Source organism: Bradyrhizobium sp. 187 (assembly GCF_023101005.1).
GTDB classification, from domain to species: domain Bacteria; phylum Pseudomonadota; class Alphaproteobacteria; order Rhizobiales; family Xanthobacteraceae; genus Bradyrhizobium; species Bradyrhizobium canariense_D.
This window is the reverse complement of the sequence record NZ_CP064693.1, coordinates 365,950-380,916: the sequence shown is the minus strand read 5'-3', so window position 1 is coordinate 380,916 and position 14,967 is coordinate 365,950. Positions and strand designations below refer to the sequence as shown.

At 64.3% G+C, this 14,967-nt stretch carries 14 protein-coding genes; 5 read left to right on the top strand and 9 right to left on the bottom strand.

The window, feature by feature from the left end; all coding sequences use genetic code 11:
- Window positions 1-82 precede the first annotated feature (82 nt).
- Both aroB and IVB19_RS01780 read right to left on the bottom strand, forming a co-directional pair.
- Window positions 83-1,231 carry a 3-dehydroquinate synthase gene (gene aroB / locus IVB19_RS01785; RefSeq protein ID WP_247360807.1) on the bottom strand — a complete coding sequence of 383 codons (1,149 nt, stop codon included), beginning with the start codon at window positions 1,229-1,231 and terminating at the stop codon, window positions 83-85.
- Complete coding sequence (locus IVB19_RS01780; RefSeq protein WP_085384097.1) at window positions 1,228-1,851, bottom strand: shikimate kinase; 624 nt, start codon at window positions 1,849-1,851, stop codon at window positions 1,228-1,230. The genes aroB and IVB19_RS01780 overlap by 4 nt, the downstream gene beginning before the upstream one ends.
- 184 nt (window positions 1,852-2,035) lie before the next feature.
- On the opposite strand from IVB19_RS01780, the gene IVB19_RS01775 reads away from it, so the two are divergent.
- From IVB19_RS01775 to IVB19_RS01760, 4 genes are all read left to right on the top strand, one after another.
- Complete coding sequence (locus IVB19_RS01775) at window positions 2,036-2,182, top strand: hypothetical protein (protein WP_035669499.1); 147 nt, start codon at window positions 2,036-2,038, stop codon at window positions 2,180-2,182.
- Window positions 2,183-2,198: 16 nt separating this feature from the next.
- Window positions 2,199-3,182 carry a site-specific tyrosine recombinase XerD gene (gene xerD / locus IVB19_RS01770; protein ID WP_247360805.1) on the top strand — a complete coding sequence of 328 codons (984 nt, stop codon included), beginning with the start codon at window positions 2,199-2,201 and terminating at the stop codon, window positions 3,180-3,182.
- Between the two features lie 281 nt (window positions 3,183-3,463).
- Window positions 3,464-4,426, top strand: a complete 963-nt coding sequence (locus tag IVB19_RS01765; protein ID WP_007599220.1) for an acetyl-CoA carboxylase carboxyltransferase subunit alpha — start codon at window positions 3,464-3,466, stop codon at window positions 4,424-4,426.
- Window positions 4,427-4,838: 412 nt separating this feature from the next.
- Window positions 4,839-6,386, top strand: coding sequence for a L,D-transpeptidase family protein (locus IVB19_RS01760; RefSeq protein WP_247820915.1), 1,548 nt, complete (start codon window positions 4,839-4,841; stop codon window positions 6,384-6,386).
- A gap of 186 nt (window positions 6,387-6,572) precedes the next feature.
- Here the strand turns inward: IVB19_RS01760 and IVB19_RS01755 are convergent, their stop codons facing one another.
- From IVB19_RS01755 to IVB19_RS01725, 7 genes are all read right to left on the bottom strand, one after another.
- Window positions 6,573-7,268 (bottom strand): branched-chain amino acid ABC transporter ATP-binding protein, encoded by a 696-nt coding sequence (locus tag IVB19_RS01755; protein WP_026232421.1) that lies wholly within the window; start codon window positions 7,266-7,268, stop codon window positions 6,573-6,575.
- Complete coding sequence (locus tag IVB19_RS01750) at window positions 7,261-7,995, bottom strand: ABC transporter ATP-binding protein (protein WP_018452918.1); 735 nt, start codon at window positions 7,993-7,995, stop codon at window positions 7,261-7,263. The genes IVB19_RS01755 and IVB19_RS01750 overlap by 8 nt, the downstream gene beginning before the upstream one ends.
- Complete coding sequence (locus IVB19_RS01745) at window positions 7,982-9,088, bottom strand: branched-chain amino acid ABC transporter permease (RefSeq protein WP_247820914.1); 1,107 nt, start codon at window positions 9,086-9,088, stop codon at window positions 7,982-7,984. The genes IVB19_RS01750 and IVB19_RS01745 overlap by 14 nt, the downstream gene beginning before the upstream one ends.
- Window positions 9,089-9,094: 6 nt before the next feature.
- Window positions 9,095-10,312, bottom strand: coding sequence for a substrate-binding protein (locus tag IVB19_RS01740; RefSeq protein WP_018452916.1), 1,218 nt, complete (start codon window positions 10,310-10,312; stop codon window positions 9,095-9,097).
- Window positions 10,313-10,316: 4 nt separating this feature from the next.
- A complete protein-coding gene (locus IVB19_RS01735) occupies window positions 10,317-11,174 on the bottom strand; it encodes a branched-chain amino acid ABC transporter permease (RefSeq protein WP_085351651.1) in 858 nt (285 codons plus the stop codon).
- Between the two features lie 108 nt (window positions 11,175-11,282).
- On the bottom strand, window positions 11,283-12,797 hold the full coding sequence (locus IVB19_RS01730) for an amidase (RefSeq protein ID WP_085351652.1): 1,515 nt from the start codon (window positions 12,795-12,797) through the stop codon (window positions 11,283-11,285).
- Window positions 12,798-12,986: 189 nt separating this feature from the next.
- Window positions 12,987-14,174, bottom strand: a complete 1,188-nt coding sequence (locus tag IVB19_RS01725; RefSeq protein ID WP_085384113.1) for a substrate-binding domain-containing protein — start codon at window positions 14,172-14,174, stop codon at window positions 12,987-12,989.
- Window positions 14,175-14,352: 178 nt separating this feature from the next.
- Here IVB19_RS01725 and IVB19_RS01720 point away from each other — a divergent pair, with 178 nt between their 5' ends.
- Window positions 14,353-14,787 carry a MarR family winged helix-turn-helix transcriptional regulator gene (locus IVB19_RS01720; protein ID WP_007599198.1) on the top strand — a complete coding sequence of 145 codons (435 nt, stop codon included), beginning with the start codon at window positions 14,353-14,355 and terminating at the stop codon, window positions 14,785-14,787.
- Window positions 14,788-14,967: the final 180 nt, after the last annotated feature.

The window sequence follows — 14,967 nt, the reverse complement described above, 5'->3', positions numbered from 1 at the left end:
CTGGTTTCTTGTTTTGACGCGTTTCTTACGCGAACCGGTACCCACTTCGCGCGAAAACGCTGTAGCGCCGTTCAGCCTCGCGTCATGCCTTTTGCGCGAGCTTGTCCTTCAGGAAGTCGCGCACCGGAGCCGGCTCGACGTTCTTCACGGCGACGGCCCGCCCCACGGCCTCCAGCAGGATGAAGGTGAGCCTGCCGCGCTCGACCTTCTTGTCCTGCGCCATCAGCGTCATCAGCGCGTCGGCATCGGCAAGCCCCTCCTGCGCGAAGCCCGCGATGTCCTGCAAGCGCGTCGGCAAGCCGGCGTCAATGAGGTGACGCTCGACTCGCATCGCATCGGCTTCGCCGATCATGCCGAGCTTCGCGGAAAACTGCGCCGCCAGCGTCATGCCGATCGAAACGCCCTCGCCGTGAAACAGGCGGTCGGAGAAGCCGGTCGCGGCTTCCAACGCATGGCCGAACGTATGGCCGAGATTGAGCAGCGCACGCTCGCCGGTCTCGCGCTCGTCGCGCGAGACCACGCCGGCCTTGGCGCGGCAGGAGGTCGCGATCGCATGCTCGCGCGCCGAACCGCCTTTGGAGATGTCGGAATGGTTCTTCTCGAGCCAGGCGAAGAAGGCCTCGTCGCCGAGCACGCCGTATTTGGCGACCTCGGCGTAGCCGGCGCGGAATTGCCGAGCGGACAACGTGTCAAGCACGGCGGTGTCGGCGATCACCAGCACCGGCTGGTGGAAGGCGCCGAGCAGATTCTTGCCCTGCGGCGAGTTGATGCCGGTCTTGCCGCCGACGGAGGAATCGACCTGCGCCAGCAGCGAGGTTGGCACCTGCACGAAATCGACGCCGCGGCGCAGGATCGCCGCCGCAAAGCCGGCGAGATCGCCGACCACGCCGCCGCCAAGCGCGATGACGAGATCGTTGCGTTCGATTTTCGCGGCGATCAGGGCTTCGCTGACCTTTTCGAGACCGGCATAGGTCTTGGAGATCTCGCCTTCCTCGACGACGATGCGCGATGTCGGAATGCCCGCGGCTGCGAGCGAGGCCTCGGCGGGTTCGAGCCAGTATTTCGCGACGGTGCGATCCGTCACGATCGCGGTGCGCACGCCGGGGCGCAGGCGCGCGACGCGTTCGCCGAGCGAGGCCAGCACGCCGCGGCCGATGACGATGTCATAGGCGCGATTCCCCAGCGCGACTTCGACATTGACAGGATCTGAATGTTTCAAAGGCGCGGTCATCGTGCGGCACTCGCGACGTCGGCTGGTGGCGGGGACGCCCGTTCGCCGCAAAGATGCGCGCGCAGCGTCTCTATCGTCTCATCGACGATCTTGTCGTGCGGCACGTCGCGCGAGGCGATGGTGAGGTCGGCATGGCCGTAGACCGGCTCGCGCTCGGTGAGCAGGCGCGTCACGGTTCCTTCGGGATCGGCGGTCTGGAGCAGCGGACGGTCGGCGCGCCGGCGCACGCGGCGCATGATGACATCATGATCGGCCTTGAGCCAGATCGATATCGCCTTCGCCGCGATCCGGGTCCGCGTCTCCTCGCGCATGAAGGCGCCGCCGCCGGTCGCCAGCACGATGGGACCGCCGTCAAGCAGACGCGCGATCACGCGGGCCTCGCCGTCGCGGAAATGCGGCTCGCCATGACGCTCGAAGATTTCCGGTATGGTCATGCCGGCCGCCGCCTCGATCTCGGTGTCGGCATCGACGAAGGGCAGCTTGAGCCGGAGAGCCATGCGGCGGCCGATGGTGGATTTGCCCACCCCCATCATGCCGACGAGCACGATCGAGCGCGTCCCCAGCGCCGACAGGATGTCGGCCTCGGGCGAGGCTTGGATCGGCAACGCGGCGTCGGGCATTTGTCTCGCTCGAATGGGTCTCGCTCGATCTGCCGCCAAAGGCGGCATCCTTTGGCCACCTATACGACCCCGCAGGGGCCCTCGCCAGAGGACTCTTGCCACGAAACGGCGAACGTGTTGGATGATTTCATTGGTTAATTTGCCCGCCAAGCCCCTGACCGAGACCCTCTCCGAGATCCTGCCGATGCCCAGCCTGTTCCGCTTCCTGACGGTCGTCGCCGTGATCGCCGGCATCGTCTATGGCGTGGTCTTCGCGCTGGCGAACTTCGTCAATCCCAAGCCGCGGGAAATGACGGTGACGATCCCGCCGGATAAGTTTCTCAAGAAATAGCAGCTAGGCTGCCGGCATGCGTGCCAGATCTTCCGATAACAAGTCCTCAGACGCCAAGCTCACCGGCCTGTTCCTCGACATGCTCGCGGCGGAACAGGGCGCCGGCCCCAATACGCTCGACGCCTATCGCCGCGACCTCACCGACTTCTCCGAGTTTCTTGGTCGCGCCGGCCATGCATTCGCGGACGCGGAAACACAGACGCTGCGCGACTATCTCGCCGATCTCGATACGCGGGGCTTCAAGTCCACCAGCGTCGCGCGACGGCTGTCGGCGATGCGGCATCTCTATCGCTTCCTCCTGAACGAACGCATCAGAACCGACGATCCCGCGGCGATCCTGTCCGGCCCCAAGCGCGGCCGCGGCCTGCCGAAAGTGCTGTCGATTGCGGATGTCGACCGCATGCTCCGCCGCGCCAAGGAATTGAGCGAGGCGGAGGATGCTTCGCTCTCGAAACGGCTGCGCGCCCTGAGACTCTATTGCCTGCTCGAGGTGCTCTACGCCACCGGCCTGCGCGTCTCCGAACTGGTCGCGCTGCCACGTACGGCCGCGAAGCGCGACGCCCGCATGATCGTGGTGCGCGGCAAGGGCAACAAGGAACGGCTGGTGCCGCTCAACGAGGCCTCGCGCCAGGCGATGGCCGATTATCTCGCGGCGACCGAGGCGGCCAAGGACAACAACAAGACCGACAAGAAGAACAGCGTGGCGGCCTCGAAATGGTTGTTCCCCTCGTTCGGCGAGAGCGGACATCTGACGCGGCAGCATTTTGCCCGCGATTTGAAGGAGCTCGCGGTCGCTTCGGGCCTCCAGGCCCGGCTGGTCTCCCCCCACGTGCTGCGCCACGCCTTCGCCAGCCACCTGCTGCACAACGGGGCCGATTTGCGCATCGTGCAGACGCTGCTCGGCCACACCGACATCTCGACGACCCAGATCTACACCCACGTGGTCGAGGAGCGGCTGAAGAGCCTGGTCCGCGACCTGCACCCGCTGGCGGAGAAATAGTTGCTGCCGTAGCTGCAGTAGCCCGGATGAGCGAAGCGACATCCGGGATTGACGATCGGGCGACCTGCCCCGGATATCGCTTCGCTCATCCGGGCTACGGTACTGGAACGATGAAACCGCCTTGACTTCGGCCACATCTCCGCAGAAAGAGCCGGGGCCTCACGATGATTTGGCCTGCGCTCGTTGCGAGCACACAAGCCAACTCATTGACGAACCTACACTTCTTTCCGCGACATCGAATCCGCTTCGCCGCCTCGCCCCGTCCTCCCTATATTGAGTTGATGCCAGACCAGATGCGCAGCTATCTCGATTTCGAAAAGCCCGTCGCCGAGCTCGATTCCAAGCTCGATGAATTGCGGACGCTTGCGGCCTCCGGCAGCGACATCGCCGAGGAGATCGGGCGGATCGAGGACAAGGCGGCGCAGGCGATGGCCGACCTCTATCTGAACCTGACGCCGTGGCAGAAAACGCTGGTCGCGCGGCATCCGCAGCGGCCGCATTTCAACGACTTCATCAAGGGCCTGATCACCGAGTTCACCCCGCTCGCCGGCGATCGCAAGTTCGGCGAGGACGAGGCGCTGGTGGCCGGCTTCGGCCGCTTCCGCGGCGAGGCCATCTGCGTGATGGGCCAGGAAAAGGGCGATTCCACCGAGAGCCGCATCAAGCATAATTTCGGCATGGCGCGGCCCGAGGGCTATCGCAAATGCGTGCGGCTGATGGAGATGGCGGAGCGGTTCGGCCTGCCGGTGCTGTCGCTCGCCGATTCCGCCGGCGCCTATCCCGGCATCGGCGCGGAAGAGCGCGGCCAGGCCGAGGCGATCGCGCGTTCGACTGATGCCTGCATGGCGCTGACCGTGCCGAACGTCGCCATCATCACCGGCGAGGGCATGTCGGGCGGCGCCATCGCCATCACCACCGCCAACAAGGTCCTGATGCTGGAGCACGCGATCTACAGCGTGATCTCGCCCGAGGCGGCGTCCTCGATCCTCTGGCGCGACGGCTCCAAGGCGCAGGAAGCCGCCAACAACATGAAGATCACGGCCCAGGACATGCTCCGCTTCGGCGTGATCGACAGCATCCTGAAGGAGCCGGTCGGCGGCGCCCATCGCGACCCCGCCGCCATGATCGCCACCACGGGCGACGCCATTGCCAAGGCCTTTGACGAACTCCGGGGTCTGGACGGGGACGCCATCCGCAAGCATCGGCGGCAGAAATTCCTCGATATTGGCCGGAAACTGGGCTGATTCGGGCGGGCTTTGGGGCCCGTTGGACGCGTCCCCCTCCGCCGTCGTCCTGGCTTTCGCCGAGACGACGCTGAATTTGAGGCCGGCCAAACCGTCCCGGAGGCCCCCGGTAACCCCGCGTTAACCCTTTTTTTGCCCAAATCAGCGATCTCAGTGCTGGTTTGGCCGAAAGGCCCAAGTTTCAGCCCAGTTTAAGTCTTCGTTGACCACGCCTTTGGGCCAACGGGCTCGTGATCCCCGTGCGGGTTGCGACCACATGACCCAGAGGTTAGAATTTTAATCAATGGCTTCAGGGCATAAGCGCTGGAGCGTGATTGCGAAAAAGCCCGTCGCGACGGGTCCCGGTCTCCGGTCGGATCATGCTTCAAGATTGGGGTTTGCGCGCGATGCCTTGGACGGTGTGGGGTCCATCTTGATTTCTCGTTCGCTTGCTCGCGCGTTTCTGGTTTCGGTGGCGCTTGCCGCCAGCTTCGTGCTGGCCGGCTGCGACACCGACCAGGTTTCGCTTGCGACCAATGCCAAGGCCAACCAGCCGGTGCCGCCAAAGCTTCTCGCCGCGATGGTCGAGAAGAACATGGATCTGCAATCACCGATCCTGGTGCGCTTGTTCAAGCAGGAGGCCGAGCTCGAGGTCTGGAAGCAGACCCGCAACGGCCAGTTCGCGCTGCTCAAGACCTATCCGATCTGTCGCTGGTCGGGCGATCTCGGCCCGAAGGTGCGCGAAGGCGATCGTCAGGCGCCGGAAGGATTCTACTCGATCAATCCGGGCCAGATGAATCCGCAATCGGCGTACTATTTGTCGTTCAACACGGGCTATCCGAACGCGTTCGACAAGGCTTTGGGCCGCAGCGGGTCGCAGCTGATGGTGCATGGCGATTGTTCGTCGCGCGGCTGCTACGCGATGACGGACGAGCAGATCGCCGAGATCTATTCGCTCGGGCGCGAGTCCTTCTTCGGCGGCCAGAAGGCGTTCCAGTTGCAGGCCTATCCGTTCAAGATGACGCCGGTGAACATGGCCAAGCACCGGAACAATCCGAACATGCCGTTCTGGAAGATGATCAAGGAAGGCTATGATCATTTCGAGGTGACGCGGCAGGAGCCGAAGGTCGATTTCTGCGAGAAGAAGTACGTGTTCGACGCGGCGAAGCCGCCCGACGCCAAGCGCGATCCGGTGTTCGACGCGTCCGCTAAGTGCCCGGCCTATGTGATCCCCGAGGAGATCGCCAGCGCCGTGCGCGAGAAGGATGCGCGCGACCAGGCGGAGTACAACAAGCTGGTTTCGCGCGGCACGCCCGTTGCGCGCATGAACACCGGCATCGACGGCGGCATGAACAAGATCTTTGCCGCGAAGATTCCGGAAGGCTCGACCGGCCTGTCGGAGGGCGCCGAAGGCACCACGCTCCAGATGTTGGCGATGGCGAAGGCGCCGGGCACCATCCCTGGACACGTCAATCCGCCGAAGCCGAATCTCGATGCAGCCGCGCCCTCGCCGCAGGAAGAGCCGGTCGTCGCCGTCAGCGCGCCCGCCGCCAGCGCCCGCGTCGCCACCGCAGCTCCGCCCGAGAAATCCGGCTTCTTCTCCAATCTCGGCCGCAAGATGGGTGTGGGCAATGCCGACGCCACCGCGACCACGCCGCCGCCGCAGGCCACGGCATCCGTCGCTCCGGCTGCAACGACGACCACGACGCCGCCCACCGCAGCGTCCCGGCTGAAGGCCGCGGTGACCCGGTTCGTACCGGGCCGCGACACGTCCAAGGACGCAGCGAAGGATGCACCGAAGCCGGCTGTTGCCGCTGCCAAACCCGCCGAACCTGCGAAGCCCGACACCCGCCTCGCCGCAACCCGCCCGACGCTGAAGCCGTCGGTGTCGGATGGCGCGGGTGAAGCGACCCAGATCATGGGCGCCGCGCCGGTGGTGCAATCGAACTCATTCGACAGCCGGTTTGGGGCGGTGAAGTAAAGCGGGCGCTCCGCTTAATCTCTTCGATCCATCCCAGCCTGACGCCGTCATTCCCCGCGAAGGCGGGGAATCCAGTATTCCAGAGGCACCCCTTATCGATCGAGAAGCTGCGGCGTACTGGATGCCCCGCCTTCGCGGGGCATGACAGCCGAGTTCGGTGTGAGAGCGACGCGCTTCACGCGCGCCCTACGGCGCCAGATACCGCAGCAGCTCCGGATTGCCCCTCACCTCGCCCGCTTCGCCTTGCAGCGCGACGCGGCCGCGGTCCAGCACGTAGGCGTAATCGGCGACGCGGAGCGCGAGGTCGAGGTGCTGCTCGACGATGATGACGGCGATGGTTTTCGCAAGCTCGATCAGGCGCTCGGTGATCTCCTCGATTACGCCGATCCAGACGCCTTCGGTCGGCTCGTCGAGCAGAAGAAGTTTTGGATCGCCCAGCATGGCGCGGCCGATGGCGAGCATCTTGCGCTCGCCGCCGGAAAGCGTGCCGGCGGGCTGGTCGAGGCGCTGGCCGAGCTTTGGGAAGATGGTCAGCACGTGCTCGACCGCGTCGGCTTTCCTGCTCGCGAGCGACCCGACCGCGAGATTGTCGCGCACCGACAGGCGCGCGAACACCGAATGCTCCTGCGGCACGTAGCCGATGCCGGCGCGCACGCGCTCCTGGGTCGCGCGGCGGCTGATGTCGCGGCCATCGAAGGCGACCTCGCCCTTCCACGCCGGCAGTTCGCCGACGATGGTCTTCATCAGCGTGGTCTTGCCGGCGCCGTTGCGGCCCAGCACGGCGACACCGCCGCGCCAGGGAATGCCGAGGTTGACGTCGAACAGGACCTGGCTGCGACCATAGCCGGCGTCGAGATGCTTGATGTCCAAAAATTCAGGCACGGCGCAAATAAATCTCCTGGACGGCCTTGTTGGCCTGGATCTCCGACACCGTGCCGGACGCCAGCACCTTGCCCTGGTCGAGCACGGTGAGACGATCGCAGATGTCGCGGATGAAATCGAGATCGTGCTCGACGATGACCAGCGAGCAATGCTTTTTGATCGGCTGCAGCAATTCACCGGTGACGCGGCGCTCCTCCAGGCTCATGCCGCCGGTCGGCTCGTCCAGCAGCAGAAGCTTCGGCTTGCAGGCCAGCGCCATCGCGATCTCCAGCCATTGCTGCTGGCCGTGCGACAGCGCCGCCGCCGCGTCGAAAGCGCGGTTGGCGAGGCGAAATTGCGTCAGCATGGTCATGACCTGATCGTGCAAGAGCCCGCGCGTGCGCGAGAACACGAGATCGAACAGCGAGGATTGCGCCTGCAGCGCGAGCAGAATGTTGTCGTAGAGCGTCAGCGTCGGCAGCACGGATGTGATCTGAAATTTCAAGCTCATACCGGCGCGGGCACGCTCGGTCGGCGTGAACGCGGTGATATCGGCGTTGACGAAGGAGACCTTGCCCTGTGTCGGCACCTCGGCGCCGGCGATGCACTTCATCAGCGTGCTCTTGCCGGAGCCGTTCGGGCCGATCAGGCCGTGAAACTCGTTCTCGCCGACGGTCAGCGCGGCGCCGTCGAGCGCGGTGAGCTTCCCGAAGATCTTCTTGACGCCGCTGGCTTCAAGGAGCGGCATCGCGCTTCTCCTTCCCGGTCTTCCTGGATTTGCCACCAAAGCTGCCGACCCGCTCGCGCTCGCCGAGCACGAAGCTGATCAGGCCGAGCGGCCGGAACAGAATCACCAGCAGGAGCAGCACGCCAAGGATGATCGGCCAGACCTCGCGGTAATTGTCCGAGAGCCAGAAGCTGACGCCCTCAACGATGACGGCACCGATGACGGCGCCGATCAGCGTGCCGGAGCCGCCGAACAGCACATAGAGCACCACTTGCGTCGAGACCACGACGCCGACCATGTTGGGCCAGACGAAACCTTCGTGGAAGGCATAGAGGCTGCCGGCGAGGCCGGCCACTGCGCCTCCGATCGCAAAAATGATCGCCTTCAGATGCTGCGCCTTGTAGCCGAAAAAGGCGATGCGCTGCTCGTTCTCGCGCAATCCCGCGAGCGCCAACCCGAACTGCGAGCGCACCAGAAAGCGGCAGAGGAGATAGACCACGACGAGCAGGCCAAGCACGAGATAATAGAACGGCGGCCCTTCCGAGAACTCGTAACTGCCGAGCGTCATCGAGGAGATCGAGGGGATGCCGTTCTGGCCACCGAGATAGTACCAGCCGCGCGCAAGCCGATCGGCGGCGTAGGATCCGGTCAGCGTGCCCAGCGAGACGAAGATCACGCTGGAGGGATGCCGTCCAAGCAGCAGGAAGCCGCCCAGCAGTAGCGCAAAGGTGAGCCCGATCATGGTGCCCGCGGGCAGCACCAGGAAGATGTTGGTAATGTCGAGATCGCGCGCGAGCAGCGCCACGCCATAGCCGGCCGAGCCGAAAAACAGCGCCTGGCCGAAGCTCATGATGCCGGCATAGCCCCACACCAGGTCGAATGACAGCGCGAACAGCGCGAGGATGATCACGCGCGTCGCGAACACCGTGAGGTAGTCCTGCAGCACCAGCGGCGCGAGCAGCGCCGCGACGAGCACGACGCCCTCCACGATCGGCAGGATTTTCCGCGCCGAACCGGCTTGCCCTGCTGATCCGTGTTCAACCATGGCAACGTTCTGCTCCCCGCCGATCTCGGCGGGGACTGCCTGCTTCACTGCGCCCATCGCTTTCGGCATTCGACTCTAGCATTCCTTGGGATCGACGAGTCCGTCGCTGCGTCCGACGATCTCGTAGTTCCCGCCTTTGGCGACAGCGGTGTACATCTTCATCTTGCAGTGGCGCTTGCCCGGCACCATCTCGGCAGGTCCGCCGGGACCTTCGGCGATCTTGGCATGATCGAGCGCAGCGGCGACCGAGTCGCGATCGACCTTGCCGGCTTCCTTGACGGCGGCTTCCCACAGCTTCAGGCCGCGATAGGTGCCGGTGGCGGCGCTGCCGGCAGCGAACAGGAAGTTGCCCGGGAAATCCTTCTCGTAGGCCGCCTGGATTTTTGCGTCGAACGGGTTCTCCTTGGTGAGCACCTTGAAATAATCGAGACAGCTGGCGAGACCCTCGATCTCGGCCGCCTGATTGATGTTGAGCGTGTTCTCGTCATAGTAAACGCAGGCCAGCCGTCCGCCATTCTTGAGAAAGCCGGCCTCGTAGAGCTGCTTGAAGAACGGACCGACGCCGGGCGGGATGACGGTGTTGAAGACGACGTCGACCTTGTTGGAGATGATGCGGTTGACGGTCGAGGAGAAGTCGACCTGGTCGAGTGGATAGTATTCCTCGAACACGACCTCGCCGCCGTTGGCCTCGATCACCTTGCGGGCGTAGACGTTGAGCGTGTGCGGCCAGACATAGTTGGCGCTCGGCAGCGCGAACTTCTTGCCGCCGTTCTTGATCAGCCAGGGAATGAACTCGTCACACTGCTGCGCCGGCGTCGGCCCGGTACAGAACAGATAAGGCGTGCACTCCTTGCCTTCGTAGAGCTGCGGATAGATGTAGAGCGTCTTGCCGCGCGCGACGATCGGGTCCTTGATGGCGTTGCGCATCGACGAGGTGATGCCGCCCAATACCATGTCGACCTTGTCGCGCTGGATCAGCTTGCGGACGTTGCCGACCGCGACGGATTCGTTCGAGGCGGTGTCCTCGACAAAGAGCTCGAGCGGGCGGCCGAGCAGACCGCCGCCGGCGTTGATCTCCTTGATCACCATCTTGGCGACGTTGGCGTCGGCATTGCCGGCGTAGGCAATCGGCCCGGTGAGGTCGGTGGCGATGCCGACCTTGATCGGGGCTTCGGCCGCATTGGCCCAGGGCGCCGGGATCACCCAACTGCCGACGCCGGTTGCGACTGCACCGGAGGCAAAGGCGAGATTCGAAAGGAACCGGCGACGGGAGAGCTGAGAACGATCGGACATGTGACTAAACCCCTTTTCCAGCGATGAGGCCCTGCGGCCGGAATTTGATGAAGACGATGGCGAGAACGAAGACGAGGACATCGGCCACGACGGGCGCCATCACCCAGGGCAGCGCGGCGCTGAGCGTGCCGATGACGCCGGCGCCCGCGACCGGCCCGATGAAGGAGCCGACGCCGCCGACCATGACCGCAACAAAGCCCTGGATCAGGAAGCGCAGGCCGAGATCGGCGAACAGGCTGAACACCGGCACGATCAGTGCGCCGGCAAGGCCGGCAAGCGCCGCGCCGAACGCAAAGGTGGCGCCGTAGATCAGCGGCGTGGAGATTCCGGAGGCGCGGGCCAGCGAAGGATTTTCCAGGGTAGCGCGCACGCGCAGGCCGAAGCTGGTGCGCGCCAGCAGCAGATAGCAGCCGCCCATCACCAGCGCCGTGATGATGATGATGGTGAAGCGCCAGGCCGAGATGTGCATGGCACCGATATCGATCGAGCCGCCGATCGGCTCCGGCACGGTGAGATAGAAGCCGCCGATCAAGCCGCGCACGGATTCGCGGATGATCAGGCCGAGCGCATAGGTGCCGAGCATGGCGACGATGGGGGCTGCGTAGAAGCGTCGGATGATCAGCGCCTCCAGGACGAAGCCGAGCGCGCCGACAATGAATGGTGCGGCGACCATGCCGGCCCAGATCGGCAGGCCCTTGGCGTAGGCGAGATAGGTGATGTAGGCCCCGAGCAGGACGAACTCGCCCTGCGCGAAGTTGAAGATGCCCATCATGCTGGCGATGATCCCGAGCCCCAGCACGATCAGGACGATGATCGCGCCGAAGCTCAGGATCTCGAACGCCGCGACGAACGCGTTAGCCATGCGCCGGAGCCTTTCCCGTTCCGAAGGAATCGGAACGGGGCTCCGGCTCGTTGTCTTGACGCGTCCGAAAACGCTTCCCTGTTCCGTTGGCCCGCATCAATGCCTCGCTCACATCTTCTTCCAGTCGCCGATCTGCTCGAAGGCGTGGGCAGCCCGGTAGATGGTGGATTCCTCGAACATGCGGCCGACCAGCATCAGGCCGACGGGCAGGCCGTCGACCATGCCGCAGGGCAGCGACATCGCCGGATGATGGGTGATGTCGAACGGCGCGGTGTTGGAGATCATCTCCAGCGCACGCGCGACATAGTCTTCGCGGCTGGCCGTGGGCTCCGGCAGCTTCGTCGCCTTCATCGGCGTCGTCGGCAGCAGCAGCAAATCGTAGTCTTTGAAGGCCTTGTCGTAAGCCGCGGTCAGGCGTCGGGAAATGTTGAGAGCCTTGCCGTAATAGCGCGGACCAAACGTGTTGTTGATGTAGGTGCCGAGCAGCAGGAACAGCTTTGTGGTCTCGGACAGAGAATCCGCCTGCCGGCGCCAGCCCCGATGGAAATCCATCAGAGTGGTCGAATAGAGGTCGGATCGGCTCAGCCCATAACCGTCGCCATACATCATGGTCTGGGTCATGCCCTCGGTGCCGATCGGCGTCCAGATCGCGGGGCCCATGAGATGCATCGGGATCGAAACGTTCTCGACCGTGGCGCCCAGATCCTTGAAACGCTTTGCGGCCTCCCGCACGCTCTCGTTGACGGCGGCTTCGGCCGTCGCCTGCTCAAAGCCTTCCTTGAGGATGCCGATCCTCATGCCCTTGACGCCCTGGCCGAGCGCCTTGGTGTACTCCTCGACCTTCGGCGCCTTGATGCGGGGATCGTAGCCGTCGTCACCGGCCAGCACCTCCAGCAGCAGCGCGTTGTCGGCGACGGTCGCCGTCATCGGGCCGGTGTGGTCGACGAACACCTCGATCGGCATGATGCCGGTGTAGGGCACGAGGCCCCAGGTCGGCTTCATGCCATAAGTGCCGCAGAACGAGGACGGCATGCGGATCGAACCGCCCTGGTCGCCGCCGATCGCCATGTCGACCTCGCCGAGCGCGACGACGACGCCGCTGCCTGACGACGAGCCGCCGGCCGAATAGCCCATCTTGTGCGGATTGTGGACGGCGCCGACCGCATTGGTGTGGCTGCCGCCGGACATGCAGAAGGATTCGCAATGAACTTTTCCGGCGATCTCGGCGCCGGCATCGAGCATGCGGGTGACGATGGTGGCGTCGAAATCGGGGACGTAGCCTTCGAGCGTCGCCGAGCCGTTCATCATGGGAACGCCGGCGAGCATGATGTTGTCTTTCAGGGCGACCGTCTTGCCCTTGAGCTTGCCGCTCGCCGCACCCTTCACGGTCGACTTGCGATACCAGGCGTTGCGCGGGTTCTCTTCCGGCGAGGGCCGATAGCCCGGCGTGCGCGGATATTTGACCTCCGGCACCTCGTCCGGCATGGCTCCGACGAGATTGTAGGCCTCGATCGAGCCCTGCATCAGACCGCGGAACGAGGCGACATCGTCGTCGGTCAGCGAAAGGCCGCACTGGTCGGCGACACTGCGCAATTGGGCTGGCGTGGGAAGGACAACTGTCACGGCGCTCTCCTCAAAGGCTTCTTGATCCCTGGAATTGGAATCCCTGGAATTGGAATCCCTGGCATTGGAGCCTCATCGGCGCGCGTGTGCGGCGCGCGCCCGTCGGCTCTACCTTGATATTACAGACGGAAATATTTTCCTTTTCAAGTATTATTTTGGATTCGGGCGTTTGCAGATGGGGCGCCGGCGTCAGATCGGTTTGATCAGCTTGAAATCGAGGCCATCCGCGCCGGCGAGATACATTTGCATCCGGGTATGACCGTTCCTGACGGTGACGGGGCCGCGCGCGCCGCCATAGACGATGTTGCGGCCGGCCGCGAGCATGGGCCCCATCGCCAACGTGCCCGCCTTGTTTGCCACGGCCTCAAGGAAGCGCAGTCCCTCATAGCTGGATTGACCGAGCGAGCCGATCGGGGGGCCGTTCGGTCCGAACATCGCGCGATAGCGGCTCTGGAAGTCGTCGTTGGCTCGCGATCCGATGCCCGGGAAATAGCCGGAGGCACAGAACAGATTTTCGCTGTTGTCGGCGCCGATTCCGAGCAGCACGGTCTCGTCCATCGCCCCGGCCAGCCGCAGCGTCGTGGCGCCGAGGCCGCATTCGCCGAACGCGCGATTGAACGTGATGCTGTCGGTGCCGATCAACGAGATCAGGACGACGTCAGGCCTCGCGGCACGGATGCGCTCCAGATGCGGCTCGTGGTTGTCTTCGCCGAGGGGAACGAACTCTTCGCCGACGACATGGCCGCCGGCCTCCTTGATGTAGCGCTTCACCGCGCGGTGCGACTGCCAGGGCCAGACATAATCGCTGCCGATCAGGTACCAGCGCGCCGCCTTCTTGACGTCGGCAAGCCAGTGGATGGAGGGGCGGCTCTGCCAGCGCGGCGTCTCGCCGATCGCCATGACACCCGGCGTCTGCTCGCCGCCCTCGTAGACGGGCGTATAGATGTAGGGGATACGGTGGCGGGTCGTGACCTTGCGCAGCGCCACACGCACCGCGCTGGTATGCAGTCCCACGATGAGGTCGATCTCATCGGAAGCGATCGCCTGCTCGGCGCGGCTCAGAATCCCGTCGAGCGGCCCGCCGGCATCGTAGATCGAAAGCTCGATCTCGCGCCCGAGAATGCCGCCGCGCTTGTTGATCTCGGCGACCGCGAGCTGCGCGCTGCTTGTCGCGCACGGGCCCCAGACACCGGGCGAGCCGGTGCAGCAAATGAAGCCCCCGATGCGGAGCTTGTTGTGTGCGCCGCGGCGCTTCATGAAATGCGCATCAGCCGGCGACAGGTCGAAATCCGCTGCCGCGGGCGACAGATTCCTGAACAGCAAGGACGGCGGTAACGCCGGACCGCCGTGAGCCGGGAAGTTTACCGTCGCGCGCACGCCAACTCCTGTCTGATACCAGACTTGAAAGCTCATTCAGCAGGCGGCCGCGGCACCCGCCCTATTGTTGGGCAATATCCTATTTTGAAAATATTGAATATTCAAGAATTGAAGTGCATATAGATGCAGCATCGATTGCAAGACATTCACTCATTTGGGTCAAGACAAAGTCTTAGCCGTGGCAAAACCGAACACCCCGATCACCGAACACCTCGCCTACCTGCTCGCGCAAGCCAACCGGGAGATCAACCGGCAGCTCGAACTGCGGTTGAGCAAGGAAGGCGTGCCCGTCGAGCAGTGGCGCATTCTGAAAGTCCTGTCGGATGGCAACGGCCATTCGATGGGAGAGCTCGCGGATGCCGTGCTGCTCAACCATCCGACGCTGACCAAGATGATCGATCGCATGGTCTCGGACACGCTGGTCTACCGCGTGCAGGACCCGAACGACCGCCGCAAGGTCCTGATGTTCATCTCCGATCGCGGCAAGGTGCTGAGCAAGAAGCTCAACTCGCTCGCGGTCGACCAGGAAGAGCACATCCTCGAGAGCTACGGCGACAAATCGACGAGCGAATTGAAGCGGCTGCTGGAGAGCTTGATCGACAGCTCGAATTGAGCTGGCGTGTTTAGCAAGCTCTCTCCACACGGTCGTCCCGGCGAAGGAGATGGAGCCGCGCGCCCCATACTCGATGTCATCGCCCGATTTAATCGGGCGATCCAGTATTCCAGAGACTGACGTGATTGAACCGAGAAGCCGTGGCGTACTGGGTCGCCCGGCTAAACCGGGCGACGACAG

What these genes read in the sequence shown, in the direction of transcription:
- xerD (WP_247360805.1), top strand. Translation starts at nt 2,199, where the DNA reads ATGCGTGCCAGATCTTCCGATAACAAGTCCTCAGACGCCAAGCTCACC.
- aroB (WP_247360807.1), bottom strand. Translation starts at nt 1,231, where the DNA reads ATGACCGCGCCTTTGAAACATTCAGATCCTGTCAATGTCGAAGTCGCG.
- IVB19_RS01735 (WP_085351651.1), bottom strand. Translation starts at nt 11,174, where the DNA reads ATGGCTAACGCGTTCGTCGCGGCGTTCGAGATCCTGAGCTTCGGCGCG.
- IVB19_RS01780 (WP_085384097.1), bottom strand. Translation starts at nt 1,851, where the DNA reads ATGCCCGACGCCGCGTTGCCGATCCAAGCCTCGCCCGAGGCCGACATC.
- IVB19_RS01775 (WP_035669499.1), top strand. Translation starts at nt 2,036, where the DNA reads ATGCCCAGCCTGTTCCGCTTCCTGACGGTCGTCGCCGTGATCGCCGGC.
- IVB19_RS01750 (WP_018452918.1), bottom strand. Translation starts at nt 7,995, where the DNA reads ATGCCGCTCCTTGAAGCCAGCGGCGTCAAGAAGATCTTCGGGAAGCTC.
- IVB19_RS01745 (WP_247820914.1), bottom strand. Translation starts at nt 9,088, where the DNA reads ATGCCGAAAGCGATGGGCGCAGTGAAGCAGGCAGTCCCCGCCGAGATC.
- IVB19_RS01765 (WP_007599220.1), top strand. Translation starts at nt 3,464, where the DNA reads ATGCCAGACCAGATGCGCAGCTATCTCGATTTCGAAAAGCCCGTCGCC.
- IVB19_RS01740 (WP_018452916.1), bottom strand. Translation starts at nt 10,312, where the DNA reads ATGTCCGATCGTTCTCAGCTCTCCCGTCGCCGGTTCCTTTCGAATCTC.